General features: G+C 60.4%; 22 protein-coding genes and 1 riboswitch. Of the genes, 9 read left to right on the forward strand and 13 right to left on the reverse strand.

From position 1 onward, the window contains the following. Positions 1 to 4: 4 nt before the first annotated feature. From GBEM_RS11075 to GBEM_RS11105, 7 genes are all read right to left on the reverse strand, one after another. On the reverse strand, positions 5 to 934 hold the full coding sequence (locus GBEM_RS11075) for a hypothetical protein (RefSeq protein WP_012530644.1): 930 nt from the start codon (positions 932 to 934) through the stop codon (positions 5 to 7). A gap of 19 nt (positions 935 to 953) precedes the next feature. Then, positions 954 to 2,021, reverse strand: coding sequence for an AI-2E family transporter (locus GBEM_RS11080; protein WP_012530645.1), 1,068 nt, complete (start codon positions 2,019 to 2,021; stop codon positions 954 to 956). Between the two features lie 134 nt (positions 2,022 to 2,155). Further along, positions 2,156 to 2,434, reverse strand: a complete 279-nt coding sequence (locus tag GBEM_RS11085) for a hypothetical protein (RefSeq protein ID WP_012530646.1) — start codon at positions 2,432 to 2,434, stop codon at positions 2,156 to 2,158. A 165-nt stretch (positions 2,435 to 2,599) separates the two neighbouring features. Beyond that, the gene (locus GBEM_RS11090; protein WP_012530647.1) at positions 2,600 to 3,295 is read right to left on the reverse strand and encodes a lipoprotein insertase outer membrane protein LolB; all 696 of its coding nucleotides are present in this window, start codon (positions 3,293 to 3,295) and stop codon (positions 2,600 to 2,602) included. 18 nt (positions 3,296 to 3,313) lie between these two features. Further along, positions 3,314 to 4,555: a spinster family MFS transporter gene (locus GBEM_RS11095; RefSeq protein WP_012530648.1), complete on the reverse strand. Its 1,242-nt coding sequence runs from the start codon at positions 4,553 to 4,555 to the stop codon at positions 3,314 to 3,316. 70 nt (positions 4,556 to 4,625) lie between these two features. Then, entirely contained in the window at positions 4,626 to 7,103 is a 2,478-nt protein-coding gene (locus GBEM_RS11100; RefSeq protein ID WP_012530649.1) for an AMP-binding protein, read from the reverse strand. A 231-nt stretch (positions 7,104 to 7,334) separates the two neighbouring features. Beyond that, positions 7,335 to 7,892, reverse strand: coding sequence for a MucR family transcriptional regulator (locus tag GBEM_RS11105; protein ID WP_012530650.1), 558 nt, complete (start codon positions 7,890 to 7,892; stop codon positions 7,335 to 7,337). Between the two features lie 415 nt (positions 7,893 to 8,307). Next, positions 8,308 to 8,412: riboswitch (SAM riboswitch) on the forward strand. A 74-nt stretch (positions 8,413 to 8,486) separates the two neighbouring features. Here GBEM_RS11105 and GBEM_RS11110 point away from each other — a divergent pair. Further along, entirely contained in the window at positions 8,487 to 9,635 is a 1,149-nt protein-coding gene (locus tag GBEM_RS11110) for a trans-sulfuration enzyme family protein (protein WP_012530651.1), read from the forward strand. Next, entirely contained in the window at positions 9,632 to 10,765 is a 1,134-nt protein-coding gene (locus GBEM_RS11115) for a trans-sulfuration enzyme family protein (protein ID WP_012530652.1), read from the forward strand. Before GBEM_RS11110 ends, GBEM_RS11115 begins: the two co-directional genes overlap by 4 nt. 396 nt (positions 10,766 to 11,161) lie before the next feature. Here GBEM_RS11115 and GBEM_RS11120 read toward each other — a convergent pair whose 3' ends face one another. After that, positions 11,162 to 12,487 carry a molecular chaperone DnaJ gene (locus tag GBEM_RS11120; RefSeq protein ID WP_012530653.1) on the reverse strand — a complete coding sequence of 442 codons (1,326 nt, stop codon included), beginning with the start codon at positions 12,485 to 12,487 and terminating at the stop codon, positions 11,162 to 11,164. Positions 12,488 to 12,985: 498 nt separating this feature from the next. Beyond that, a complete protein-coding gene (locus GBEM_RS11125; RefSeq protein WP_012530654.1) occupies positions 12,986 to 13,450 on the reverse strand; it encodes a YaiI/YqxD family protein in 465 nt (154 codons plus the stop codon). Between the two features lie 245 nt (positions 13,451 to 13,695). On the opposite strand from GBEM_RS11125, the gene GBEM_RS11130 reads away from it, so the two are divergent. Then, a complete protein-coding gene (locus tag GBEM_RS11130; protein WP_012530655.1) occupies positions 13,696 to 13,896 on the forward strand; it encodes a cold-shock protein in 201 nt (66 codons plus the stop codon). A gap of 157 nt (positions 13,897 to 14,053) precedes the next feature. Here GBEM_RS11130 and GBEM_RS11135 read toward each other — a convergent pair whose 3' ends face one another. From GBEM_RS11135 to GBEM_RS11145, 3 genes are read right to left on the reverse strand one after another with little or no spacing between them, the layout of a single operon-like run. Further along, complete coding sequence (locus tag GBEM_RS11135; RefSeq protein ID WP_012530656.1) at positions 14,054 to 14,803, reverse strand: energy-coupling factor ABC transporter ATP-binding protein; 750 nt, start codon at positions 14,801 to 14,803, stop codon at positions 14,054 to 14,056. Then, positions 14,800 to 15,612, reverse strand: coding sequence for a cobalt ECF transporter T component CbiQ (gene cbiQ, locus GBEM_RS11140; protein ID WP_012530657.1), 813 nt, complete (start codon positions 15,610 to 15,612; stop codon positions 14,800 to 14,802). Before cbiQ ends, GBEM_RS11135 begins: the two co-directional genes overlap by 4 nt. Before the next feature lie 26 nt (positions 15,613 to 15,638). Beyond that, on the reverse strand, positions 15,639 to 16,718 hold the full coding sequence (locus tag GBEM_RS11145; protein ID WP_012530658.1) for an energy-coupling factor ABC transporter permease: 1,080 nt from the start codon (positions 16,716 to 16,718) through the stop codon (positions 15,639 to 15,641). A gap of 405 nt (positions 16,719 to 17,123) precedes the next feature. Between GBEM_RS11145 and GBEM_RS11150 the strand changes: the two genes are divergently transcribed. Together GBEM_RS11150 and GBEM_RS11155 are read left to right on the forward strand one after the other, a co-directional pair. Then, complete coding sequence (locus GBEM_RS11150; RefSeq protein WP_012530659.1) at positions 17,124 to 19,514, forward strand: PAS domain-containing hybrid sensor histidine kinase/response regulator; 2,391 nt, start codon at positions 17,124 to 17,126, stop codon at positions 19,512 to 19,514. Positions 19,515 to 19,657: 143 nt separating this feature from the next. Continuing rightward, positions 19,658 to 21,184 carry a DUF3300 domain-containing protein gene (locus GBEM_RS11155; protein ID WP_012530660.1) on the forward strand — a complete coding sequence of 509 codons (1,527 nt, stop codon included), beginning with the start codon at positions 19,658 to 19,660 and terminating at the stop codon, positions 21,182 to 21,184. Positions 21,185 to 21,243: 59 nt separating this feature from the next. Here the strand turns inward: GBEM_RS11155 and GBEM_RS11160 are convergent, their stop codons facing one another. Beyond that, entirely contained in the window at positions 21,244 to 22,536 is a 1,293-nt protein-coding gene (locus GBEM_RS11160; RefSeq protein ID WP_012530661.1) for an amidohydrolase, read from the reverse strand. A 322-nt stretch (positions 22,537 to 22,858) separates the two neighbouring features. Here GBEM_RS11160 and GBEM_RS11165 point away from each other — a divergent pair, with 322 nt between their 5' ends. From GBEM_RS11165 to GBEM_RS11180, 4 genes are all read left to right on the forward strand, one after another. Continuing rightward, a complete protein-coding gene (locus GBEM_RS11165) occupies positions 22,859 to 23,101 on the forward strand; it encodes a hypothetical protein (protein ID WP_012530662.1) in 243 nt (80 codons plus the stop codon). Between the two features lie 13 nt (positions 23,102 to 23,114). Further along, positions 23,115 to 23,414 (forward strand): hypothetical protein, encoded by a 300-nt coding sequence (locus GBEM_RS11170; RefSeq protein WP_012530663.1) that lies wholly within the window; start codon positions 23,115 to 23,117, stop codon positions 23,412 to 23,414. A 235-nt stretch (positions 23,415 to 23,649) separates the two neighbouring features. Continuing rightward, the gene (locus tag GBEM_RS11175; protein ID WP_012530665.1) at positions 23,650 to 24,171 is read left to right on the forward strand and encodes a SixA phosphatase family protein; all 522 of its coding nucleotides are present in this window, start codon (positions 23,650 to 23,652) and stop codon (positions 24,169 to 24,171) included. A gap of 48 nt (positions 24,172 to 24,219) precedes the next feature. Next, positions 24,220 to 24,744, forward strand: coding sequence for a helix-hairpin-helix domain-containing protein (locus tag GBEM_RS11180; protein ID WP_012530666.1), 525 nt, complete (start codon positions 24,220 to 24,222; stop codon positions 24,742 to 24,744). Positions 24,745 to 24,764: the final 20 nt, after the last annotated feature.

The following is a 24,764-nucleotide window of genomic DNA, read 5'->3' on the forward strand; positions in this document are numbered from 1 at the left end:
TCCTTCAATTACCCAGTTTTTTTTGCAGCTCCACCTGCCGGTTATGTTCCATCCTCTTGGCGGCAAGGTAGCTGCTCTTGTCGTTTTCTTTCAGTTGCTTGGGGTACTTCGCCGTCAGGTCATACCAGCGGTTGATGCGCTGCTCGAAGCGCTGGTTCTCGGGGTACTTTAGGGTGTCGAGATAGGTCTCCAGGGCGAGGTAGTAGCGCATGGTGTTCCGTTCCACGGCCCCCCTCGCCCCCTCGACGAGATGCTGCTCACCTCCCTTATCGGTGACCTCGCTGAACCCGACCTTGCCGCGCGCCAGGGTAGAAAAATACCCGTTCATCGCCAAGCGCGCGACGGTGCCCTGGCTGTAGGTGTAGCTGAAATGAAGCAGCGTCGTCGCGCCGCCGAGAGGAACGGCCTGCAGCACAATGCGGTGGTCCTTGGTCCTGAACGGCCCTTCCTCCGCCTCCAGCCTCACCTCAAGGAGACGGGGCGTCTGCGAGACGAGCGTGAAGGCGAACTTGAGCGGGTAGGCGTCTGAGGGGGGCTGGTAGTATTTCCGGCCGCTGTACAGGGTGACCTGCTGCGGGTTGGTACTGGCCTTGAAGGTGCAGGCCTTGATGTTGAGATGCAGAGAGGTGATGTCGCACCAGCTTGCCGGGGACTGCAACGCCTCCCGTGCCGTCTCGAAGGGATGCGGGACCACCCCGTACATGTCGACGCGCACCTTCCCTTCGGAGTCGGTGGATTCGAGGTAGATGGGAGCGCCGAACTGGTTTTTCTCCAGCTTGTCCTTTATGGAGGAGTATTTGGCCAGTAGGGCTCGTTCCGCGTCGCTCCCCGGTTCAGCTCCCCAACCGGAGGCGGCGGATAAAACCAGTGCCAGCGCAAGGACGCCGGCGGCGATTCTGGCGCAGAGTAACTCTCCTATGCGTTCGCGTTTCATATGACAATACCTCCGGGCGTCAGGGGGCTTCGCCGCCGTATTCGATCGATCCCGGTTCGGCAACGACATCGTCCCAGATGCTGAACAGGACCGCGAAGATCAACGGCCCCACGATCAGCCCGAGGACCCCCATGATCACCACGCCGCAGATGGCCCCGGCGACGACGGCGAGGACCGAGACGTCGCTGGAGGCGCCGACGGCGAGCGGCCGGATGGCGTTATCGGCTACACCCACGAAGAGGATGCACCATAGCGCAAGAAGGACGGCGTTAAGGTAGGAACCTTGCACTGCAATAAGCGCGACCAGCGGGACCCAGACGACGCCTGTGCCGACCACCGGCACCAAAGCGGCGATGGCGGTGAGAGCGCCGCAAAAGATAGGCGCGGGAACGCCGGCGACCCAGTAGCCGAGACCAGCGAGGACCCCCTGGGTGGCGCAGGTAAGCAGGGTGCCGACGGTGACGGCCGTGGTGATGGAACGGATCTGGGCCGCTAAGTGCTGCGCCCTGCGCTGGTCCGGGGCGAGCTTTGCGATGCAGACCGAGACTGCCCGTTCTCCGTCGCGGTAAACGAAGAAAAGCAGGAACAGGGCGACCAGCAGGGTGAAGATGAGATCGAAAAGGTTGCGGACCATGTCGGTGGCGGTGTTGAGGACGATGGTCGAAGCGCTGGAGGCGGCTTTTTGACCGATCCCGGCCAGATCGATGCCGAACTTCTGCACCAGGCCCATGATCCGGTCGTAGAACGGCAACTGGCTCAGCGCTCCGCTTCCTGTCTTGCTGAAATCTTGAACTAGTTGCTCGACCTGGCGGTACCAGTCGGGGGCGCTGACGGCGGCCGTCACCACCAGCCAGGTCGCGGGAAGCACCAGGCACAAGCTCACCGCCAGCACCATAAGTCCCGACGCACGGCCGGCACGCTCGGGAAAGCGCTTGAGGATCCTGTTGTAGTGGGGCATGGTGGCGATGCCGATGATGAGCGCCCAGGCGAGGGGCTTAAGTATGGGGACGGCGAGTAGGACGATGAGAGCTATGGCAGCTATGGTCAAAAAAGCGGCGAGAATGCTGAAATAGGTTTTTTTATCCATTGGTCTCCCCCTGTAGTTGGACTGGCATAGGATATCAGGATTGCCGCGGAGTGCACGGGAAGTGGCCCGGTTGGACAGCTGGTAAGCGGCAGGCGGCGCGGGAATACTGCCACCGCCTGCCGGAAATGGAAGGTTTAGCGAGGAGTCTCGATCGTGCGCCCCTTTTCGGTGGCGGCGGGGCGTTGCACCCCTTCAGGCTGCAGCGACTGCTCGGTCTGGAACGGCTTGCGGTCATTGCGCTCGTTCTGAAGTGCCGGCGCTTCTTCCACCACCTTCCACTGTTTTCCTACCGGTACGGAAAGTTCCTTCGGTTGGGCCACATGAGGAGCGGCCGGATCGTGTGTCCCATAAAGGGCGCAGCCACTGGTAAATGAAAGGCAGGCGATGAGTATTGCTGTACCGGCATATTTCATGACTCTTTCTCCTAATACTTGGTTGCCCCGGGAGCCGAATCGAACTGGCAGGTGCAATCATTCTCAATGACGGTTGCACCTAAGCTTAACAAATTATTGGCACAATTGACAGTTCGGAATTTGGGAATACTGCCGCTTTGCCCAAAAATAATCCCGCTATGACAGTTAAAGCGACTTGAACTCCGCCAGGGGGAGCACCGAAAGACCTGTGAGATCCGGCTTCAGTGTCGACTCCTCCACAGTCGCGTTCAGCTGCGGTTCGTCGAAGACGATGCGGACCTTGGCGCCGTAGCGGTTCTGCACCTCTACCGACTCGGGAAAGGCAACCCCTTCGATACTTTGGTAATTCCGGTAGGAGACTTGGTCCCCTTCGCTTGAGACCTTGCGCTCCAGCATGCCGTTCTTGTCGAAGCGGTAACTCACCCCTGAGACCTGCACCGTTTCTCCGGCGGCGGGCGCGGGGACAGGGAAAGGCGCCGGAGCCATCACCCACTTGAGGAGGTCAACGCTCTTCAAGACGCTGTTGTCGGGAAGTTCCGAGACAAGACCGGTATAGGCGACGCGGCGGTCGGGGACCACGCAGGTGAAACGGTCGTTTTCGCTGAACGCCTCCAGCACCGTCTGGCCGAAGGGAGTAAGGAGCACCAGGTGAAAGAGCGCCGGGGCCTGGTAGGCCAGGTACCCGCGCCCACCGGTACTTTGCGTGCCGGCACTGACGGAGATGGATATGGAGGACTGGACCGTCTCAACGGTGCGTCCCGGGACGAGCCCGGTGAGCGGTTTTTGGGCAGTGGCGCAGCCGGAGAGAAGCGCCGGCAGCAACAGTAGGGATAGTAAAAGATTTCGGACGAAAAAGGACATGCAAACCTCCAGTCAGTATCAGGGCTCGGCCTGCGCCATGTCGTGCGCCACATACCTGCCGCAGACGAAGCAAAGCACCCCGGCCAGCGCCATCACCAGCGGCGTGGAGAGAAGCGCGAGCCTCAGCCCACACTGGTCGGAGAGCCAACCGAGCATCGACGGCGAGACGGCGTCCCCCAGGGCGTGGATGAAGAAGATGTTCACCGCGAAAGCCATGGCGCGCACGGCAGGGCGCGTCACGTTGATGATCACCGTGTTGAGCGGCCCGGTGTTAAGGAAGAGGAAAAACTCGGCCACGAAGATGGCGGCCATGCAGACCGGTAGCGCCGGCGCCATGATGGCCCAGGCGGCGAAAGGGGCGCCGATGAAGAAGCCCCATCCCGATACGAGTAGGTACCCCTTGCTGCTCTTTTTCTGCCAGCGGTCCCCGAGCCACCCGCCGGCCAGGGTCCCCAGTATCCCAGCCAGCACGGTGGTGGACCCGAAGAGCGTGTTCGCCTTCTCGACGTCCTGGGCATGCACCCGGAACAGGAAGGTGGGGATCCACTGCGCCAGCCCCCCTATGGCGAAGGTCATGGCGGCCATGGCAAGGGTGTTGGTGACGAAGGCGCGGTTTCTGAAGAGCTGGAGGTAGCCAGCCATCCCCTTCTCCTCGGCGACCTCCTCGCTCGAGCGGTCCCCCCCGCGCTCCGGGGTGCGCAAAAACCAAAGCGGCAGCGCCAGGAGCATGCCCGGCAGGCCCACCATGAGGAAGGCGGCATGCCAGCCGAAACGGTGCCCCAGGACACCCCCCAGGAGGTAACCCATGGCGCTCCCCACGGGAATAGCCACGTAAAACCAGGAAAGGATGCGGCCGCGCTGATCCTTCGGGAAGAAGTCGGCAATGAGCCCAGGGGACACGGTTCCGAAGCTTGCCTCCCCTACCCCGACGGTGGCCCGCGCCGAAAGAAGCGTGCGGTAGCCGGGCGCAAAGCCGGCGAGTACGGTGGCCAGGCTCCAGACGACGACGCCGGACGAGGCAAGCTTGACCCGGTCCCAGTGGTCCCCAAGCCAGCCGAAGACTGGGGCGATGACCATGTAGCTCAGCATGAAGGCGCTACCGAGAAGCCCCAGTTCGGTATCGCTGATGTTGAGGTCCGCCTTGATCAGGGGGAATACCGCGAAGAGGACCTGCCGGTCGATGTAGTTGAGCAGGTTGACCGCCAGGAGCAGTCCCAGCGCGTATCTTCGGTAGGAAAGAGGGATCTGTTCTGCCTGCATCCGTTTTCATCCTCCATAACTTCCATGACTTGCATAACATCCGGGGCCGGCGCCCCGGCAGGCGAGTGGTTTATAGCGCAGCCACGGCCGCGTGCGCTTTCTTGACGATCTCGGCCGGCTCCTCGAAGCGAAAATTAAGCGGCTCCCCGAAGGTCACGGTCACCCGCCCTCTTCGCGGCAGCCCCACCCGGTCCGGAGGAAGGATCTTGTCCGTGCCGCCGATCTTGACCGGCACCACTGGAACGCCCAATTCCTTGACGATGACGCCTAGCCCCGCCTGGAAGTCGTGCAGCTTCGCGTCGCGCGAGTGCTCCCCTTCGGGGAAGATCAGGGTGTTGAACCCATTGTCCGCGAGTCTCCCCATGAAGCGCACCGCGCCGCTGAAACCGCTGGTCTGCGGCAACGGGAAGAGGTTTAGTAAAAGCGTGCCGTACTCGTAGGTAAAGAGCTTCCAGAGGCGGATCAGGCCGCGGTCGGGGCCGAAGAAGAACTCCTCGTAGGCGGCTGTTGCGGTGCGGTAGCGGATCCTTCTCGGAAGCGAAAACATCAGCGAGGGCTGGTCGAAATACGCCAGGTGGTTGGAGATGAAGAGGACCGGCCCCTGCACTTTCTCCAGGCGCTCGGCGCCGCGCACCTCAAGCGTCGCGAAGAGGCGGTACAAAGGGTAGTTGAAAAGCGCGTCGGCAGTCATGCGTAGCGCCCGGACAAAAGGCGTGTTGGTCCAGAACCGGTAATGGCCGCGGTGCCCTGCCTTCTCGCGCCGGGAGATGATGCGGCGCAGGTCCGACACCCGCGTTTGCGGCCCGATCTGGGAGTCCTCGATATCCATCCGGTATTCCTGCTCCAGGTAGTTGACCAGTTCCAGCCGCCCAATCGAGGTAAGCCCCAGGTCGGCCACGAGGTACGATTCTTCCTTGATTTCGGCAGCGCCGGTCCCGGTCACCTTGGCCACGAGGTTGATGAGATGATCCCTTCCCGGCCCGGAGGCGTCTGTGGCGGCACCCTTTTTCACATGCTCCTTCACCTGGAATTTCTTCACCTTGAGCGTCGTGGTCTTCGGGAATTCCGGTTCGTCCCAAAGCGTGTAGCCGGTTATCTGATGCATGGCGTCCAATTGCGCGTTCGCCCGCGACAGTATCTCCTCGGGCCTTTGCGCCTTTTCGTCCAAGAGCAGTACGGCGTGCACCTCCTCCCCCGCCCCCCTGTCCAGCCCGATGACGCAGGACTCCTTCACCCCCGGGACCTTGTTGAGCACCGCCTCCAGTTCGTCCGGGTAGACGTTCACGCCGCCGCCGGTGACGATGAGTTCCTTCTCGCGCCCCTTGATGCTGAGCCAACCGTCCGGGGCGATCTCCCCCAAGTCGCCGGTCCTGAACCACCCTTCGGCGTTGAACGCGGCCCGGGTCGCCGCTTCGTTTTGGTAGTAGCCGGAGAAGACGTTGTCGCCGCGCACCACCACTTCCTTCCCATCCAGCCTGAGCTCCACCCCCGGCAGCGCCGGCCCCACAGAACCTGCCAGCTGCCGCTCCATGGTATTGACGCAAAGGACGGGCGAGCACTCGGTCAGGCCATATCCCTCAAGCACGGTGAACCCCATGGAATCCCAGAAGCGGAAGACGTCGGGGTCGAGCGGCGCCCCCCCGGAGACGAAGACGGTGAAGTTCTTGCCGAACTTTCGCTGCACCGGGAAAAAGAGCTTGGCCCGCTGCGGCTTGGAAAGCCGTTGCGCGAAGCCGGAGAGCGAGGCGAACACCTTGGAGAGCCCCTTTTCCGCCAGCTCGCGCTCGATGGTCGTCTTCAAAAGCTGCATCAGGCGCGGCACCGACATGATGACGTAGATGTCCTCTTCCGCTAACGCCTCCATGATGGCCGAGGGCTTCAGGGTGCGGGGGTAGACGATGGCTGCCCCCTGGTAAAGCGGCGTGAAAAAGCCACCCATCTGTTCGAACATGTGCGACAGCGGCAAAAGCGACAGGAAGGTGAACTCAGGGGTGATGATGGGGACCTGCTGGTTGATCTGCTTGATGTTGGACACCAGGTTCTTGTGGGTGAGGATCACCCCCTTGGGATTACCCGTGGTCCCGGAGGTATAGATGAGCTGCGCCATGTCATCGGGAGCAGGAGCGGCCGTGTCCGCGATCGGCTCCACCCCCTCCAGCAGGTACTGCAGGTCTTCCAGCAGGAGGATTTCCCCTTCGTCGATCCTCTCCGGTTTGAACCGGCTCTGCAGCACGATGCGGGCCTGGGTCAACTGCCGGATCGAGTCGGCGCGCCCGCGCTCGGACATAAAGTCGACCGGTACCGCGACGGCGCCGCGCATGATGATCCCCCAGTAGGCGACCGCCCACCAAGAGGAGTTCGGCCCCCAGAGGAGCACCCGGTCGCCGGGGACCACCCCGTTGCGGGCCAGAAGCGAAGCCATCTTGAGGGAAAGGTCGTACAGCTCGCGGTAGGAAACCGGCAGCCGCCTGACCCCGGTGCGGTTGACCAGGGCTGTCTTGTCGCCGCGCTTGGGGAAGCTATGGAATAGATCAGCCAGTGTCTGCATGGGATGCTCCCTATATCGATAATCGACCGGTCACTGGGGATACTATCTGGTGGAATCAACAATGTACAAGGCAGGTACAACACGGCGTAATGCTCTCATCTGCTGCATCTTCACGACTGAGCATTGTCACATGATCGGGCGGCTTTGGCAACCGGTTGGCTGTGGATGCTGAAAATAAAAAAGCCGCCCCCTTTCGAGGACGGCTTTTCTTTCAGTCTGAATTTGTATGGATCAGGCTGTCTTGGCTTTGGCGGCCCTGGCGCCGGCTTCCCTGGGAGCCTTAGCGGCCTTCGCCGGTTTTGCGGGCTTGGCCGGCTTGGCCGGTTTGGCGGGTTTGGCGGGTTTGGCGGGAGCGACTTTTTTCGCTTCGATGTTGGCCATGCGCACCCCGCGCGCCTTAGCGAGGTTGTCAGCGAGCCCGCGGTCCAGCGCCATCTTGCGCCTGGCGTCGGAATAATTCTTTGCGGCGAGCGGTTGTTTCCCGGGAATTGAGAACTGTTTCTTGTACTCGCCCGGTTTCATGCCGTGCGCGGTGTTCAAGTGTCTCGCCAGGGTCTTGAAACCGCCCTTGCCGCAGATCATGCAAACTACCTCGCCTTTTCTGAATGCCTCTTTTACCGTCAGAGAAGTTTTAGTTTCCTCAGATCCCTCTACAGGCTCGCCTGCTTCAAGGTTTTTGAGAGCGGTATGAACTTTACCGATCTCGAATATCAGCTGATCTGAGGTCATCGGAGTGCTTGACGCATGTGACGCTACAATTTGAGCCGCGATCTCTACCAAGGTTGCCATTGACTGTCCCTCCATAGATCATTATCTGCCTTGACATAGTATTGGCAGGTAATTCCGCTTTGTCAATGAGGGTATTACTAAAAGTATCATCTTCTCTCAGTTGGACTGTTTTTGATGCCAATGATTGCACAGCTGAAGTTACCAAAGCGACCTTGCGACTTACTGCAAACGACGAGGTACAGTCACGAGGACTGGGTTAACCGCTGCCTAAAGTTATCCTCTTGGTGACCGAAAGATTCCATAACGCTGCTATCCACCCATTCCCCGGTTTGCAGCGATTGCTCCGCCAACGTCATGGGCGAATAAAAACCTATCCAACGCGTCAAGTTTACCGTTGACAGAAGTGGAGCGATTCAGTATTAATATGGACATCGAAAAGGAGCGGCTGCTCCTGGACAAACAATTTAATAGCACTAACTTATCACGAGCGACCGAGGGACTGGCCCTACGACGTCGCGGCAACCTCCCGTAAGGGAAGGTGCCAAATCCAGCGAAGCGGCGACGCTTCGGAAGATAAGGAAGCGCGGACCTACTATAGAAAAGTCCCCTTCCGACCCCGGAAGGGGACTTTTTCCTATTGGAGGCAAAGAAAAAATGAAGATCGCAACCGAAGCAGCACAGATAGGCCTGCAGCGCGACACCCGCACCGGAGCGGTGACCGTCCCCATCTACCAGACCGCCACCTTCCGCCATCCCGGTCTTGGTCAGAGCACCGGCTACGACTACAGCAGGTCGGGCAACCCCACGCGCCAGGCGTTAGAGGAAGGGCTCGCCGTCCTGGAGGGAGGGTGCCGCGGCTTCGCCTACGCCTCGGGGATGGCCGCCATCACGAGCCTCATGTTCCTCTTCAAGCAGGGGGACCACCTGATAGTAACCGAGGACCTCTACGGCGGGAGCTACCGGCTTTTCGAGAAGCTGTTCCAGCAGTTCGGGCTCAGCTTCAGCTACGTCGACACGAGCGACATCGAACTGGTGCGCCAGGCCATCCGGCCCAACACCCGCGCGCTCTTCGTAGAGTCCCTCACCAACCCGCTTTTGAAGGTGGCCGACGTCGAGAAACTTGCGGCACTCTGCAAAGAGCGCGACATGCTCTGCATCGTGGACAACACCTTCCTGACTCCGTATCTCTTGCGCTGTCTGGACCTTGGCGCCGACATCACCGTCTATTCCGGGAGCAAGTACCTGGCCGGCCACAACGACACCGTCTGCGGCCTGGTGGCAGTAAAGGACCCGGCGCTTGCCGAGCAGGTCTACTTCCACCAGAACGGCGCCGGCGCCGTCCTAGGCCCGCAGGATTCCTGGCTAACCGTCAGGGGGATCAAGACCCTCACCATCCGGATGGACCGGCAGCAGGAAAACGCCCTTGCCATAGCGCAGTGGTTGACCCTCCACCCGCAAGTCGCGAAGGTGCATTACCCCGGTCTTCCCGATCATCCCGGCCACGAGCTGATGAAACAGCGCGGCAAAGGTTTCGGCGCCATGATCGCCTTCGAAGTGACTGAGCCGCACCTGGTCAACACGCTGTTGATGAAGACCCGTCTGATCTCCTTCGCCGAGAGCCTGGGGGGCGTCGAGAGCCTGATCACCTTCCCCGCGGTGCAGACCCACGCGGACATCGAGCCGGAGACGCTGAAGCGGCTCGGCATAAACCATTTACTGCTCCGCCTTTCGGTGGGGATAGAAGACAAGGACGACCTGATCGCCGACCTGGCGCAGGCGTTCGCAGGAGGAGAACCGGAATGAAATTCGCGACCGAACTGATACACGGCGGAGCCCCGATTGACCCGGAGCACGGCTCCCTGAGCCACCCCATCTACCTGAGCTCCACCTTTGCCCAGCGCTCCATGGAGCACTTCGGCAGGTACGACTACTCCCGCTCGGGGAACCCCACCCGCGAGGCGCTCGAAGAGGCGGTGGCCGGGCTTGAGAAAGGCGCCGTCGGCCTTGCCTTCGCCTCCGGCATGGCAGCCATCTCCTCCACCCTGCTCATCTTCGCGCCGGGCGACCATCTGGTTGTCTGCGAAGACGTCTACGGCGGGACCTTCCGCGCCCTCACCACCGTATTGAAGGGTTGGGGGTTGAACGCCACCTTCGTCGACGCGACCGATACGGCCGCTATCGCCGCCGCCATCAGGCCCGAGACCAAGGCGCTCTACCTGGAGACCCCCTCCAACCCGCTCATCAAGATCACCGACCTAAAGGGAGCCGCGGCGCTCGCCAAGGAGAAGGGGATCCTCACCATCGTCGACAACACCTTCATGACCCCGTACTTGCAGCGCCCGCTGGAACTTGGGTGCGACATCGTGCTCCACAGCGGCACCAAGTTCCTGAACGGCCACTCCGACGTCCTCTGCGGCTTCGCCGTCGCCAAGGACCCGGCAGTAGGCCAAAGGATCCGCTTCATCCAGAACGCCTTCGGCGCCGTCCTCGGGCCGCAGGACTGCTGGCTGGTTTTGCGCGGACTGAAAACCTTGAAGGTGCGCATGGAAGAGCACCAGGCAAGCGCCAAGGTGATCGTCTCCTGGCTCAAAGAGCAGAAGGAAGTGGCGAAGATTTACTACCCCGGGCTTCCCGAGCATCCCGGCTACGAGATCCACAACGCCCAGTCCGCCGGCCCGGGCGCCGTACTTTCCTTCGAGTTGTCCAGTTATGAAGTGACCAGGAAGCTACTGGAAGGGGTGAAATTGTCCGCATTCGCCGTGAGCCTGGGAGGGGTGGAAAGCATCCTCTCCTACCCCGCCAAGATGTCGCACGCCGCCATGCCCCCCGCCGAGCGCGAGGCCAGGGGAATCAAGGACACGCTGGTGCGTCTGTCGGTAGGGTTAGAGGACCCCGAGGACCTGATCGCCGACATGGAGAGTTCCCTTAGATAAGCTGCAGGCGGAAAACCGAAAGGCGGAACGCAGAGGTCACGGAGGTCCACGGAGGTCCACGGAGGTCCACGGAGGTCACCGAGGTTTTTGTGGTAAACCCAAAAGCCTCTTTATCTCGTTCCCAAGGTCCACCTTGGGAACGCAAGGCCTGCCTGAAGCTCCAGCTTCACATAGATCAAAGCTGGAGCTTTTCTCCGCATTGGGTTCCCAAGCTGGAGCTAGGGAACCAGAAAAAGCTAAAAGCCGTTCGCTTTTATCCCTTTCATCCGCCTTGGTCGTATTTAGTCTTTCCTCTGTGTACCTCTGTGTCCCTCTGTGGTGAGTGCCTTTTAGCATAAAAAAAAGCCCGGGATCTCCGGGCTTTTTTTTATGATTGCACAATCTGTACTTACCGCCTCACCGTCTCCACTTGAAGCTGACCGTCTTGACGCCGGGGATGGCTTTCTGGAATATGGCGAGCCCTTCTTCCGTGATGCTGTTGCCGCTGCTGGTGAGCCCCTTCAACCCCTGCAACCCCTGGAGGTAAACGAGCCCACGGTCGGAGATGGCGGTCTGGTACAAGTAGATCCTTTTCAGGTTGGTGAGCGATGAGATGCAAAGAAGCGCCGCGTCGGTCAACCCCCGCCCACAGAGGTAAAGCTCCTCCAGGCCGCTCAGGTGAACGATGTTGTCGAGGTCCGCGTCGGTCACCTCGTACAGGAAGAGCGCCTGCAGATCGTCAGCACTCAATTGCTGCAAAAGCTCGAGGCTCGGCTCCGCCTGCTCCTTCACGTCCAGGCGCACCGCCTGGTCGATGTACACCTCCACCCTACCCACCGCAGGCCCAGCCTTCTTCCACTGGCTGAAGTCCGCCGAAGCAAGATCCCGGATGTATAAGGTTCCACAAGAAAGGCCTTCGGGGAATTGGATGCTTCTCCTCACCCTGGTGCGCCCCGCCGCCTCCCGTGCCTTCTCGCTTCTCAAGGCGGCAAGCCTGCGCTGCGCCCTAACGACATTCATATCCGCGGCCGCGATCATCTCGGCGAAAAGATCGCTCCCCTCCGCCAGGCTATTGTCGACCCGCAGTTTAAAGCGGCAGACGTAGCTCGACCTAAGCTGTTCCACCTGGGCGCTCAGATCGTGCACCGCCTGCGCTTCCACCGCTATCTCCCGTTTCACCCGCGCCAGTTCCGCCTTGGTGTCGTTCGACTCTGGCTGCCGCTCCGGGTGGTGCCTTCTCCAACTGCGCAGTATCTCCCGCAAGGCGCGCGAATCTTCGTCGGCGTACGCCTGGTTCGCCTTCAACATCAGTTCGTGCCTCAAGCTGCCGGCGCCCTCCCCGGCAAGGTCCGGGTGGATCGCCTTGGCGACCTCCCGGTAAAGCGCCTTGATGTCCTCTTCTTCAGCCTTCCAGACCCTGCCCCGCGATCCGGCGCCGGCATCCGATTTGAAGGTTTTGCCGCGGCTGTAGGTTTCGCGGTCCAGGTACTCCTCCTGGATCTCTGCATCGTCCAAAGCGCCGCCGCCGTTCAGGCGTGCTATCTCCGCTTCCAGTCGTTCCAGTTCCGACATGCGCAGCCCAAGAGTCGCCTGGTAGTTCTTCTCGAAACCGGCTATCTCCTCGCGCAGTTGCTGCAGCTCCGCCGCTAGCTCAGCGTGCCGGGCGCGCAGCGATGCGAGCTCGGAGCGTTTTTGCTCCAGTTCGATTTCTTCCGGGAGTTTCCCCTGAAAACAAGCTGTCATATCGCCCACACACTATCAGCGTTGATTTAACAGCATCCGCTTATTTTCGTACACTAACACGACCCGGGTCTCGACACAAAAGGAATTTCACCAGCAGAATTGGAAACGGCAGAAAAAGGTGGGAGGAGTGGCAGAGAGGAGTGTCCGCCAAAGAGAAGACAGGGCGAGGATATAAAAACAACTGAGAGTGGGCGTATGAATTTGCTGAAGGAATTCCCTTGGGCCGGAGAAACTGTCCATACCACATGTGGTTCAACGGTAATCTAGTTTGTGTCAGTCAAAATACAGTGAGCTCACAGAATAAACGCTTACGGCTACACCGATCCGGATACAATAAACCGGAGTCCCCCAAAAGATGGCTCCGGTTTATAAAGCTGGGCCAGGCCGATCATTTTGCTCTCGATGACTCGTACGTCCCTCTCGATAAATTACATATCGCTCTAGATGACTGACGCAGCGCTCTCTGTAATTCGCAGAACGCTCTGGGGAATCCATGCATCACTGGGAACGGTGCTCGCGTACCATCTTGGTGAGCAGTCGGTCGAGGGCGGAGGCGAAACGATTGCGGTCGGTGAGGCCCAACTGGGCAGGTCCCCCCACCAGCAGCCCGTCGGTCCGCAACTCGGCCATCAGATTACGGTAGGAAAGCCGCTCGCCGACATTCTCTTCGGTGTAGAGCTCGCCGCGAGGATCAAGCGCAACTCCTCCCTTCTCGACCACCCGGGCCGCAAGCGGAATGTCGGCGGTGATGACGAGGTCGCATGCCTCGGCATTCTCGGCTATGTAGTCGTCGGCTACGTCAAAGCCTGCCTTGACACGTACGGAAGTTATCAGCGAGGTGTGAGCGCGCGAAAGGTCGGTGTTGGCTACCAGACAAACCGGCACTTTCAAACGCTCTGAAGCGCGGAACACAATGTCCTTTACCACTCGGGGACAGGCATCTGCATCAATCCAAATCTTCATTCTCTACTCCAGCGATACCACTTTCGGTACGTTGTGATTGGCGGAAAAAATCTCTCATAGGCAGCGTTGCACGCTACTACAGCGAACCTGCCCTGTCAACGCGACAGCCCGGCTGGCGCTTTATGAGACATTTTTTTAATCGAAATCAAATTATAAGATTGACATGGTGCAGGAGATGCTATATGTTTACGCATCCGTGGATTTCCGGAACACTAACACAGCAGTAATATGGGAGAAGTAAGTAAATGGTAAACGGAACTGTGAAATGGTTTAACGACAGCAAGGGTTTTGGCTTTCTCGAGCAGGAAAATGGCGAGGACGTATTCGTTCATTTCTCCGCTATCAACGGCGACGGCTTCAAATCCCTCACCGAAGGCGACAGCGTGACTTTCGAAATCGTAAAGGGACCGAAAGGGCTTCAGGCAGCTAACGTTTCCAGGGCTTAATCACATAGCGTAGAACTTTATCGAAGGCCCCGGAGGAATCCGGGGCCTTTTTTCGTTTCTTGGCCGTAGACCTACCCCTCCCCAACCCTCCCCTTCCAGGGGAGGGAGATAAATCTGACCGACCCGTTTCCAAGGGAGGAAGAGGTCAGCTCTTGCCTCATGCTCCGCAGATGGGGCACCCTTGCATGGAAAGCGGTTTTTCCAGGCGACACTCCTTCAGCAGCGCCTCGTCCTGAAATATCTCCCTGGTCGGCCCGTCCGCCCTCACTTCTCCACCGCTTAGCACTACGGTCCGTTCGCACAGATCCAGCACCAGGTCGAGGTCGTGGCTGGTCACAATCTTACTGTGCTTGAAATCCTTCAAGAGGTTGATCAATTGCCGGCGGGCGTACGGGTCGAGTCCGTTGCCGGGTTCGTCCATGACCAGTATGTCCGGCGCCATGGAAAGAACGGTGGCGATGGCAACCCTCCGTTTCTCGCCGGCGGACAAATGATAAGGAGGCTTGCCGGCCAGGTGCAGCGCATCGACCTGACGCAGCGCATCCTTCACGCAACGCTCCAGATCCTCGCCGCTCAAGCCAAGGTTCATCGGGCCAAAGGCGACGTCCTCATACACGGTCGGCATGAAGAGCTGGTCGTCGGGGTCGTGGAACACCATACCGACGGTGCGCCTGATCTCTGCCAGGGTGTCGCGACCGACGGGGAGATGCCCGACCCGAACGGCGCCGGAAGTGGGGAGCAGGTGCCCGTTCAGGTGGGCTAGCAGGGTCGACTTCCCTGCACCGTTCGCACCTATGACGGCGACGGATTCCCCATGTACGATGCGGATGGAGACGTCGCGCAGGGCCTCGGTGCCGTCGGGATAGACGTGGCGCAGGCGATCTATTTCGAGTATGTGATGACTCATGGCAGTAATCCTGTGAAGAACGAGCCCACGGAATGGGTGACGTTGGTGAGCCTCAAGACGATGCAAAGCGAGACCCATATGGAAAGGAATACGACGTCGGCGAAGCGCAGGCGCGCCTTGACCTGCTCGGGAAAGGTTCCGGAGAATCCGCGCGCCAGCATCGCCATGTGCATGCGCTCGGCCCGCTGCCAGGTTCGCAGCAAAAGATGCCCGAGGAGCGAGGCGTAGCTTTTCAGGCCGCTTCCCTTCCTGCCTAAGCAGCGGAGTTCCCTGGCCTTGGCGGCGCGTCTGCCTTCTTCTGCCAGGACAAATAGGTAGCGGTAGAGAAACATGAGCTGCAAGGCAAAGGGGCGGGGCATACCGAGGCGCTGCAGAGCGCGGCAGATGGCAGGGAAACCGGTGAGGGCGGTAAGCGCGAAGACGGCGCCCACGGTGAGGCCGGTACGGAGCACGATGGAGGCGAAGGAAAGCCAGCCGCCGGTAACCTGGAGAGCGCCTAGCTGCAGCAGCACTTGGCGGTCGAAATATGGGTTGCAGATTCCTACGGCGATGGCGAAGGGAGCCACCAGCGCCACCTTCCCCAACAGGTACCGGGTTGGGAGTTCCCCCACCGCGATCAGGAACGCTGGAAAAATAAGAAAAGGGATGAGTGGGGAGATCTGGTAGCGGTCGAAGGAGACGACGCAGACGATAAAGACCAGCGTGGCGAGCACCTTCGCGCGGGCATCGAGCCGGTGCAGGAAAGTGGTACCGGAGGCCAGTTGATCCAGCCGCTTTAAATCCAGCAGCGCAGCACTAATAGATGCCATGGACCGGTCCACAAAGGAGGTGGGCTTCAGGCATCGGGGGTCTCCACCCTTTCCTTTCCTCTCTTCAACAACGCCCCGGCAACGCAGACCAGGGCAAGGGTGAGGATTGTGCCGACTACTCCCGGAACGGCGCTCGCGGCATCCGGCAGATCACCGGCACCGCTTGGCAGCGGGCGGGGCGCGGCACGCTTTACGGCGTAATCGGGGAACCAGGCGCTTTTCTCCTGCAGGTGAGCGAGAAGACCATGCACACCCTCACCCGCCCCGGGAGCGGCGACTTTGCCCCCCGCCTTGGCGAACGACCATTCCAGCCCGTCCGGGTTTTTGGAAGCCAATTGGGAAAGGAAGCCGCCGGTGACCAGGGCAATGACGAGGAAGGCGAGCAAGACTGCGAAGCGGGAGCGCCCGGCGTTGTCAGGAGCACGCCGCAACAGTTCCGGGCGCGCCTTGCGCACGAAGGAAAGAATGGCGACTGTCACCGCCCCCTCGACCGCTCCGATAGCGAGGTGTATGGGTTGCATCAGCAACAGGAAACGCTCCAGGGGAAGCGAAGATATACCCGACAGACCGGTTTCCAGCACGACGGCCAAGGAGCCCAGCTGCATTGCCACCAGCGCTGATATCATGACGGCCGCGTTCTCCCGCAATTTGCCGGGCGCGCCTCCGGGGACTGGCTCCGCAAGGTGCCTGTCCCCCTTCGACATCTCCCCCTTCGAGAGGGCGCGGTACAAGAACGGGTAGACCAGAAAGGATGGGATGACGCCCAGGTTGAAGATGTTGCAGCCAAGCGCTAAGAGGCCGCCGTCGGCAAAGAATAGAGCCTGCACCACCAACACCGAGGCAATGGTCAGGAAGGAGGCCGAAGGGCCGAGCAGGACCGCCAGCAGCAGGCCGCCGCCCAAGTGACCGCTGGAACCGGTCCCCGGTATGGAGAAGTTGATCATCTGCGCGGCGAAAAGAAAGGCTCCCAACACTCCCATCAGGGGGGCCTGGCGGTCGTCATGCTCACGGCGCAGTTGGGCTGAACCGAGGGCGATGGTCCCTGCCGAGACCGCCCACATGATCCCTCCCACCGCCGGGGAAAGCAAAGCGTCCGCCATATGCATGTTGCCTTCTCCTTTGTGCAGGGCGATCAGGACGAATTGAAGGGGGACAGGCACCTTGCGGAGCCAGCCCCCTCGTAGCACGAATCTCACATAAGTAACACCGCAAGATATACAAGATGGTCATAGCACTGTCAACGCAATATTGCCCTGCAACAGGGGCAAGACGGCAGTAATAGGGTATACGGTTTCGATGTTACTTGGAGGGTCGTATTGAAACTGGTCAGGCGCTTGGAGACGAAGAACTCTCTTCAGATTTAGACGGCAGGATTTCGAATAAATCCCCTTCTCTTTCCTTTAAAATGATGTTAATGTCTCGCCCTGCAATGGCCCGGCACTACCTGTTGAAACAGTTTTCCTCCGCACCAAAGTCCATTCTTTCTTTGCTGATGCAAGGAGCGTTACCCAATGGCCGCCTCAGAAAATAAAGCAGTCCATTTCACCGCAAACTGCACGGTGCTGCTGGCCTTCTTCGTCGCGCTCTTTTTCCCTGCCGGGTACTTCGTCGTGAGTTACCAGTATGTGGTAGGGAGCCTGGAGACCGAAGCCGAGATCAACGCCAGAATTGTAGGTGGGTTGATCGACGACACCCCCGGATCGCTGCATACTCAGGCCCACCGGCTGGGGGGTATGCTTCCGCAGAACCAGAATTCGGGACACCCGGACTTCAGCAGGATCCTCGACGCCGACGGCCGGGTGCTTGCCACCAGGGGCAAGCCACCTGCCCAACCGACGATCACCAAGTCGCACGACATCTTTTTCGCCGGGAAGACCACCGGCAGCATGAAAATCAGCCGCTCGCTCAGGCCTATCTTGACGAAGACCGCACTGGTGGCCGTTTTCGGTCTCTCCGTCGGGCTGGTGGTATTCATACTTCTCCCCTTCCGCGCCATCAACCGCGCCAACCGTAAGCTGCAGGATTCGTACAATTTCCTTACCAAAGTCATGGAGAGCAGCGCCAACGCGGTGATCGTTCTCAATCCGGACGGCAAGATCGCCATGGTTAACGGCCGGTGCACCGAGATGAGCGGCTACCGCCCCGAGGATCTGTACGGCTCGGAAATAGACCGGCTGCTCTGCCCGCAATCGTTCGACACGGTCCTGGCGCAGCTGCGCCAGGTGTCGAGCGGCAAGGCCGAGATCGTCAAGTTCGAGACCGACCTGCTCAGAAAGGACGGCAGCACCATTGCCATCGCCTGCGGCGCGACCCCGGTATACCAGGAAGGACGTATCGCCAGCACGGTGCTCTCGGTGGAGAACATCACCGAGCGGAGGCATTCGGTCGAACAGCTCAAAGCCGCCAAGGAATACACCGAGAACCTGATCCAGGCTGCCTGCGTGATGATCCTGGGGCTCGACCTGAAAGGGAACGTGACCCTTCTGAACCGCACCGCCGAGGAGGTGACCGGGTACAACACCGACGAGCTGATCGGAAAGAACTGGTTCGAGACGGTGATGGGGGCAGAAGCTTTCTACAAGATGTGCACCATCCCGGGGATGGTTGGCGAAAGCGTGAACCGCTGCGCCTTCGAGAATCAGATCGTCACCAAGGAAGGGCTGGTACGCACCATCTCGTGGCGCAACAGCGCCATCATCGAAAAGGACGAACGGCTGGGGACGCTCTGTTTCGGGATCGACATCACCGAGCACCGCAAGATCGAGGCGCAACTCAGGCACTCGCAGAAGATGGAGTCCATCGGGCAGTTGGCCGGCGGCGTCGCCCATGACTTCAACAACATGCTGAGCGTGATCATGGGATACGCCCAGCTCTGCCAGATAGAGGTAGAGGAAAACAGCTCGCTTTGGCTCTACCTCCAGGAGGTCGTCAAGGCGGGCGAGCGCTCGCGCGACATGGTGAGAAAGCTGCTCGCCTTCTCTCGTAAGGAGATCATCTCTCCTAGGGCGGTCGACCTGAACATCCACTGCATCGAGACGGAAAAGACCTTGAGCCGCCTGATCGGCGAGGAGATCAAGCTCAACTTCATCCCTGCCACTACGCTTTGGACCGTGAAGATCGACCCGTCGCAGGTGGACCAGATCCTGATGAACCTGGCGGTCAACGCCCGCGACGCCATGCCCGAAGGGGGGTGCCTGACTATCAGCACCGAGAACGCTACAGTGGACGAGGCATTCTGCGATTACCGCCTCGACGCGCGCCCGGGAGAGTATGCCTGCCTCACCGTGGCGGATACCGGTTTCGGCATGGACAGAGAACTCACCAAAAGGATCTTCGAGCCCTTCTTCACCACCAAGGACGTCGGCAAGGGAACCGGACTCGGGCTCGCCACGGTTTACGGCATCGTCACCCAGAATGGCGGTTTCCTCGACGTCGACAGCGAGCCGGGAGAAGGAACCTCGTTCCGGATCTACCTGCCGCGCCTGAAGGACGAGCCCGTGGAAGAAGCAAAACCGTGCCCCGACCAGCCCAAAGGATCGGGCACGATTTTGGTCGTAGAGGACGACCCCATGCTCCGGACCATGGCGACCCAGATGCTGGAAAAGATCGGCTACCGCGTCATCCAGGCCGAGGGGCCTCAAGTCGCCCTTTCCATCTGTGCGGATCTGACCACGTTCATCGACTTGGTGCTGACCGACGTCATCATGCCCGAGATGAACGGACTGGAGATGGCACGGGGAATCGCCGCACTGCGCCCCGACACCAAGGTGCTCTTTATGACCGGTTACTCTTCCGACGTCATTGCGAGCCACGGCATCATTCAACCAGGACTGCACTACGTCGAGAAGCCGTTCAACATGGAGGGGCTGCATGCGAAGATCCTGGAGATTCAGGCGGCCTGACTTTCAATAGCTGCACGCGTCCAGACAGAAAAGGGACAAGCTACTTCACAATAAGTAGCCTTGCCCCTTTTTTTTGCCCAAATAGAGTCAGTCTGCTAGACTAGGACAGTCATTTAACAGCAAGACAGGCGAGGAGATTCTAAATGAAAAAGTCACTGCTTATTCTTTTGCTTGCGCTCATGGTCCCACTGATCTTGAACCAAGGCACTTCAGCCTGGGCTGACAGCTATCAGCAGGAGTATTATCAGCCGGGCGCGGACCTCCTGATGCCGGACGAACTCGACGAATTGCTGGCCCCCATCGCCCTCTACCCCGACCCGCTGATCGCGCAGATCCTGCCGGCTGCGACCTTCGTGGACCAGATAGACGACGCGGCGCGCTTTGTCAGGCGCTACGGCCCCGGCCGGGTCGACTACCAGTGGTGGGATTTAAGCGTCAGGGCCATCGCCCACTACCCGCAGGTCCTTTACATGATGGATCAGAACCTCGATTGGACGGCGTCGCTCGGGCAGGCCTTTATCGAACAGCCCCAGGAGGTCATGGACGCTATCCAGAGGCTGCGCGACGACGCCCGGGCGGCCGGCAATCTCTACAGTACCTCCCAGCAGTCGGTGATCTTCGAGGGAGGGATCATCAGGATCGTTCCGGCCAGGCCGCAGTACGTCTACCTGCCGGTGTACGACCCCTACGTGGTTTATTATGAGCCCTACTCCCCCTCCTACCCCTTCATCACCTTCAGCGTAGGATTCACCATCGGGGCCTGGCTCAACCGCGACTGCGACTGGCGACAGCACCGGGTGTACTACCACGGCTGGCGCGGCAACGGATGGGTGAGCAGATCACGCCCGCACATCCACGACCGGCGCGGGATCTACATCAACCAGCGCGCCTCCAGCATAACCGTCAATACCCGGGTGGTTCAGCGGGACACGCGGGTCTATCGCACCGAACTGCGCGACGAGGGGCTGCGCTGGCGTGGCAGGACAGGCGGACGCAGCGAGCCCGCCCGCGTGCAGACGCGCCGTGGAACCGCTACGCCGGGTGCGAGGATCGAACAGCGGCGCCCGGGGCAGGCAATCCAGCCCAGGCCGGGCCGGTTTGAACCGCAACGCAAGGGGCAGACACCGCAGCCGACTCCGGGCCGGGTGGAACAGCAGCGCCCCGGCAGGACCGAAAGCGCACCTCCGGGACGGACACAGCAGCGCCCGGGAAGAATGGAGGCGGCGCCGTCCGGCGAGAACCAGCAGCAACGCCCTTCGAGGATAGAGCAGCATAAGGCCCCGGCCGTGCAACAGGCGCCTGCGGCACCAGGCCAGCAGCCAGCCGGCACCGAGCAAAAGGAGCGTCGCCAGCAACTAAGGCAGATAAACCGGCCGCCTGTTGCGCCTACCACCGAGGTCCCGCGCGCGACCGTCCCGGCGCCGAGCACAGCGACCCCGCCGGCGAGGGTGCTGGAGACACCGCCGAGAAGGGGTACTCCACCCCCGGCCGCCAGGCCGTCGGTCGTTCCGGCGCCGGCACCCCCGGATGCACCAAGGGAGATCGAGACGCCTCGCCCCTCAAGGCCTGAACGCGAGTCTGGAGAGGGTGCTGGAAGAGGCGGCGGTCGCGGCGGCGGTGAAAGGGCGGAACCGAGGGGGGGACAGCGAGAGGAAAGAGACACTCGATAAAAGGTAAAGAGGAATCGGAACGAAGAGGGGACAAGTCATCGACTTATCCCCTCTTTTTCTTAGGTCGTTTTGAAGAGATCCAGCGCCGCCGTGGCAAGGCCGGCAACACCTGCCCGAATGGTCGGCTCCGGTAATGGGGCGAACAGAGGAGAATGGTGCGAAGGAAGCGGCATTCCGCTTTTCCGGCTCGCCTCGAAGCTTTCCGGGGCGGCTGCGCCCAGCCAGAACATGCAGATGGGAATCTTCCCTTCCAGGCTCCAGGAGCCGAAATCCTCACTCACCATCTTCGGTTCGCTGCGGTAGACGTTGCCGGAGCCTAAGGCCAGGCGCAGCGAAGCCGCCACCCGTTCGGCCAACTCCGGGTCGTTGTAGATCGCCGGATGGGAGACCTTCACCTTCACGAGCGGAGACCGGTCATCGGGCACCCCGGCGACCAGCGCCACGCCGGCGGCCATCCGGCGCACCGATTCGACGATACGGTCGCGAACGCCGTCGTCATAGGTCCTGACGCTGAGTTGCAGTACGACCTCGTCCGGTATCACATTGCTGGCTGCGCCGCCGTGAATGGAGCCGACGCTTAAGACTGCCGGTTCTCTGGGGCTTTTCTCCCGGCTGACGACGGTCTGCAGGGCGAGCACCAGTTGGGCGGCCATGACGACCGGGTCCTTGCCGCACTCGGGGGCCGAGCCATGGGAGCCGACGCCGCGGACTACGACCTCCAGCTCGCACAAGCTCGCCATGAAGTTCCCCGGGGCGTACCCGGCGCTGCCGGCCTTAAGGTGCAGGGTGCTGTGCAGCGCCAGGGCAAAGTCGGGCTTAGGGCAATAGCCGTAGGCGCCGTCATCCAACATGGCGTCTGCCCCGCCGCCCCCCTCTTCGCCGGGTTGGGCGACCAGAACCAGGGATCCCTGCCAGTTCCTCCTAAGCCGCGCCATAAGGCGCGCCACGCCCAATAAGACCGTGACATGGATATCGTGCCCGCAGGCATGCATTACCGGCACCTCGTTGCCGTCGCGGTAGGTCCCCTTGACCTGGCTGGCATAGGGAAGGCCGGTCTTTTCCTGAACCGGGAGCGCGTCCATGTCGGCCCGAAGCAGCACGGTGGGCCCGATGCCGTTGGAAAGAACGGCGACGACGCCGTAGCCAGGCCAGTCGTAATTGCGGTATCTTCCCACCCCTTCCGTCACCGTGTAACCCAAGGCGCGCAGTTCGGCGGCGACAAGTGCCGAGGTCTGCTCCTCCTGCCCCGAGAGTTCGGGCTGAGCGTGCAGCTGTCGGTAGATGGCGGCCAGGGAGGGGAGTTCGGCTTCAACCATGCCGGTGAAAGTGCCGCTGGTTACTTGGTCGTTCATACGAAATCGCACCTGCTGTATCGGAGGTTGTGGTTGCGTGGCAGTAAGGGGGATAACAGCGTCTGTCGCGCCGCTGGACGCCGCAAGGGTACTATGGATAAAAAATCTAATCAACAGCCGATGTGCAGCCTGCGACAAATTTGCATGGAGTAAGTGATTTGAACGGGCGGTAAACTGCCGTCATCGGTGCAGGCATGACTGTTAATCGGGCAACTGTGAGAGCCCCGCAAGTGTACAGAACTGTCCGCGTATTGAAAAACAAGCAGTTATGCGATGGCATGTTCTGTGTAATTACCTCCACAGCCATAAGGAGGTGGCCCCTATGCCCATATCCATAGACGAAACCCGATATTTATCCGCAGCCGAAACAGCCGTCCTGCTGTCTACCACCGAAACCAAGGTCCTCATGCTGGTGAAGCGGAGAGTGTTGGAGGGCGAACTTTACGGCGACATCTGGATGATCAGCAGGGCCTCGGTGGAAAACTATGATCCCAAGAGAACTGAGGCGAAAGATGAACTTTCCTGCCGCAGCAGTTGCAGCAGTTCCACCTGCGGTTGCCACTAGACGGGGGAATGCCATGGGAATAAGCATACGCGCATCGGATCTGAAGTACCGTTACCCGAAGGTAGTCTCGACCAGGTTCGCCCCCAAATTCGCCGGAAGCGGCGACAGGGAGCCCTTCAACCGGGACGACCTGTACGACATCATACCGGTTCTTGAGGCGGCAATGGATCATCTGGAACGTGACGACGCTACGACGCTGCATTTCATGGAGGACCTGATGAATCAGGATCTCCCCCGCTTCCTCAATACCCGCGCTGAGGTCTTCGACTTTCTCACTGGTTGCACCAAGGAGATGCTGGAGCTGAGTCGGTGACTGCATGGAATGAAGTCACAGCTTATGCCTCTTTCGTCCCTGCGCTGCGCGCGGCGCTTTGATCCTCCGCTCTATACGGACGAGATAGCTCCCCCTCCCCCGCCGATTTTCTCCATGACAGCCCCTCTAAAGCGCTATGCCGCATCTCTCTGAATCAGTCCCAAATTGATACTGCCGGTTGCAAACTGATACAGATTGGTTAAAGTCTTCAGCGGGTTCACATGAGGGGGTTGTCATGATCATACACATCGTGAGACACGCAGAAGCAATAGAGAGAAGTCCTTTGATACCCGAGGAGCACCGCTTCCTCACCCGGCGCGGGAGAAGGCGCTTCAGGCAAGCCGCCAAGAGCCTGGACACGCTGGGAATCCAGCCGGACATAATCCTCACCAGTCCCCTGGTCAGGTCCGTGCAGACCGCCGACATCCTGGCGGAGAAGCTGCGCTACAAGCGCGAGCTGGCCGTATCCGGCACGTTGGCGCCGGGGTTCCGGCCGGAAGCGCTGGAAGACCTGCTGAAGACCAACCCGCAGGCGCGCGAGATCGTCCTCGTGGGACACGAGCCGGACTTCGGCCTGCTGGTTCAGACGCTTTTAGGGGAGCAGGAGCCGTGCGCGCTACCCAAGGGGGGTGCCATCTCCTTCAAGAGGGGGTTCGACGGGGGCGAGGCGACTTTCCTCCAGATGGTCACCGGTTCGGGGAAGATCATCACCTCCCGCAGCAAGGCGCTGGACCGCCTGCAAAACGACGGGCGATGAGCTGCTTCATTCAAACCACAACCGATTGAACGACAAGGAGCGTGCGCGATGGTGCAGTCAACGGCGGACCTGAAACGACTCAAGGGGGTCGGAATAACCCTCGAAAAACGTCTCTTTGACGCAGGTTTCGACAGCTTTTCCAAGATAGCCGAGGCAGGCGAGGAAGGACTGAAGAAGGTTCGGGGCATGAGCCCGCGTACTATGAGCTCAATCGTGGTGCAATCACGGCAGCTTGCCGGGACGGAGCGGCACCAGGAGACCGAACCTGCGGACGCCATGCATCAGCGGGTTGCCGAGGTACGGGGCAAGGTGGAGACCCTGGCGGAGAAAACCCGGGACCGCTTCGGCGAGGAGATGAGCGACAAGTGCGGCAGAAAACTCAGCTCCGATCTGAACCGGATCGAGATGGCGCTGCTCCAGATGCACGATTTCGGCAAGAAACGAGGCAAACGCGCAGACAAGGCGCTGTTAAAGGCGGAGAAAAGAGTCACAGGGCTGGAGGACGCAACTCTCAAGAAAGTCCGCAAGGGGTTTAAGAGAGCAAAGAAGGCGGTACTGAAAGCCCTCCGCTGATACTGTGTCTGCAGTTCTTC

The sequence above is a fragment of the Citrifermentans bemidjiense Bem genome (genome assembly GCF_000020725.1).
Classification (GTDB): Bacteria; Desulfobacterota; Desulfuromonadia; order Geobacterales; family Geobacteraceae; genus Geomonas; species Geomonas bemidjiensis.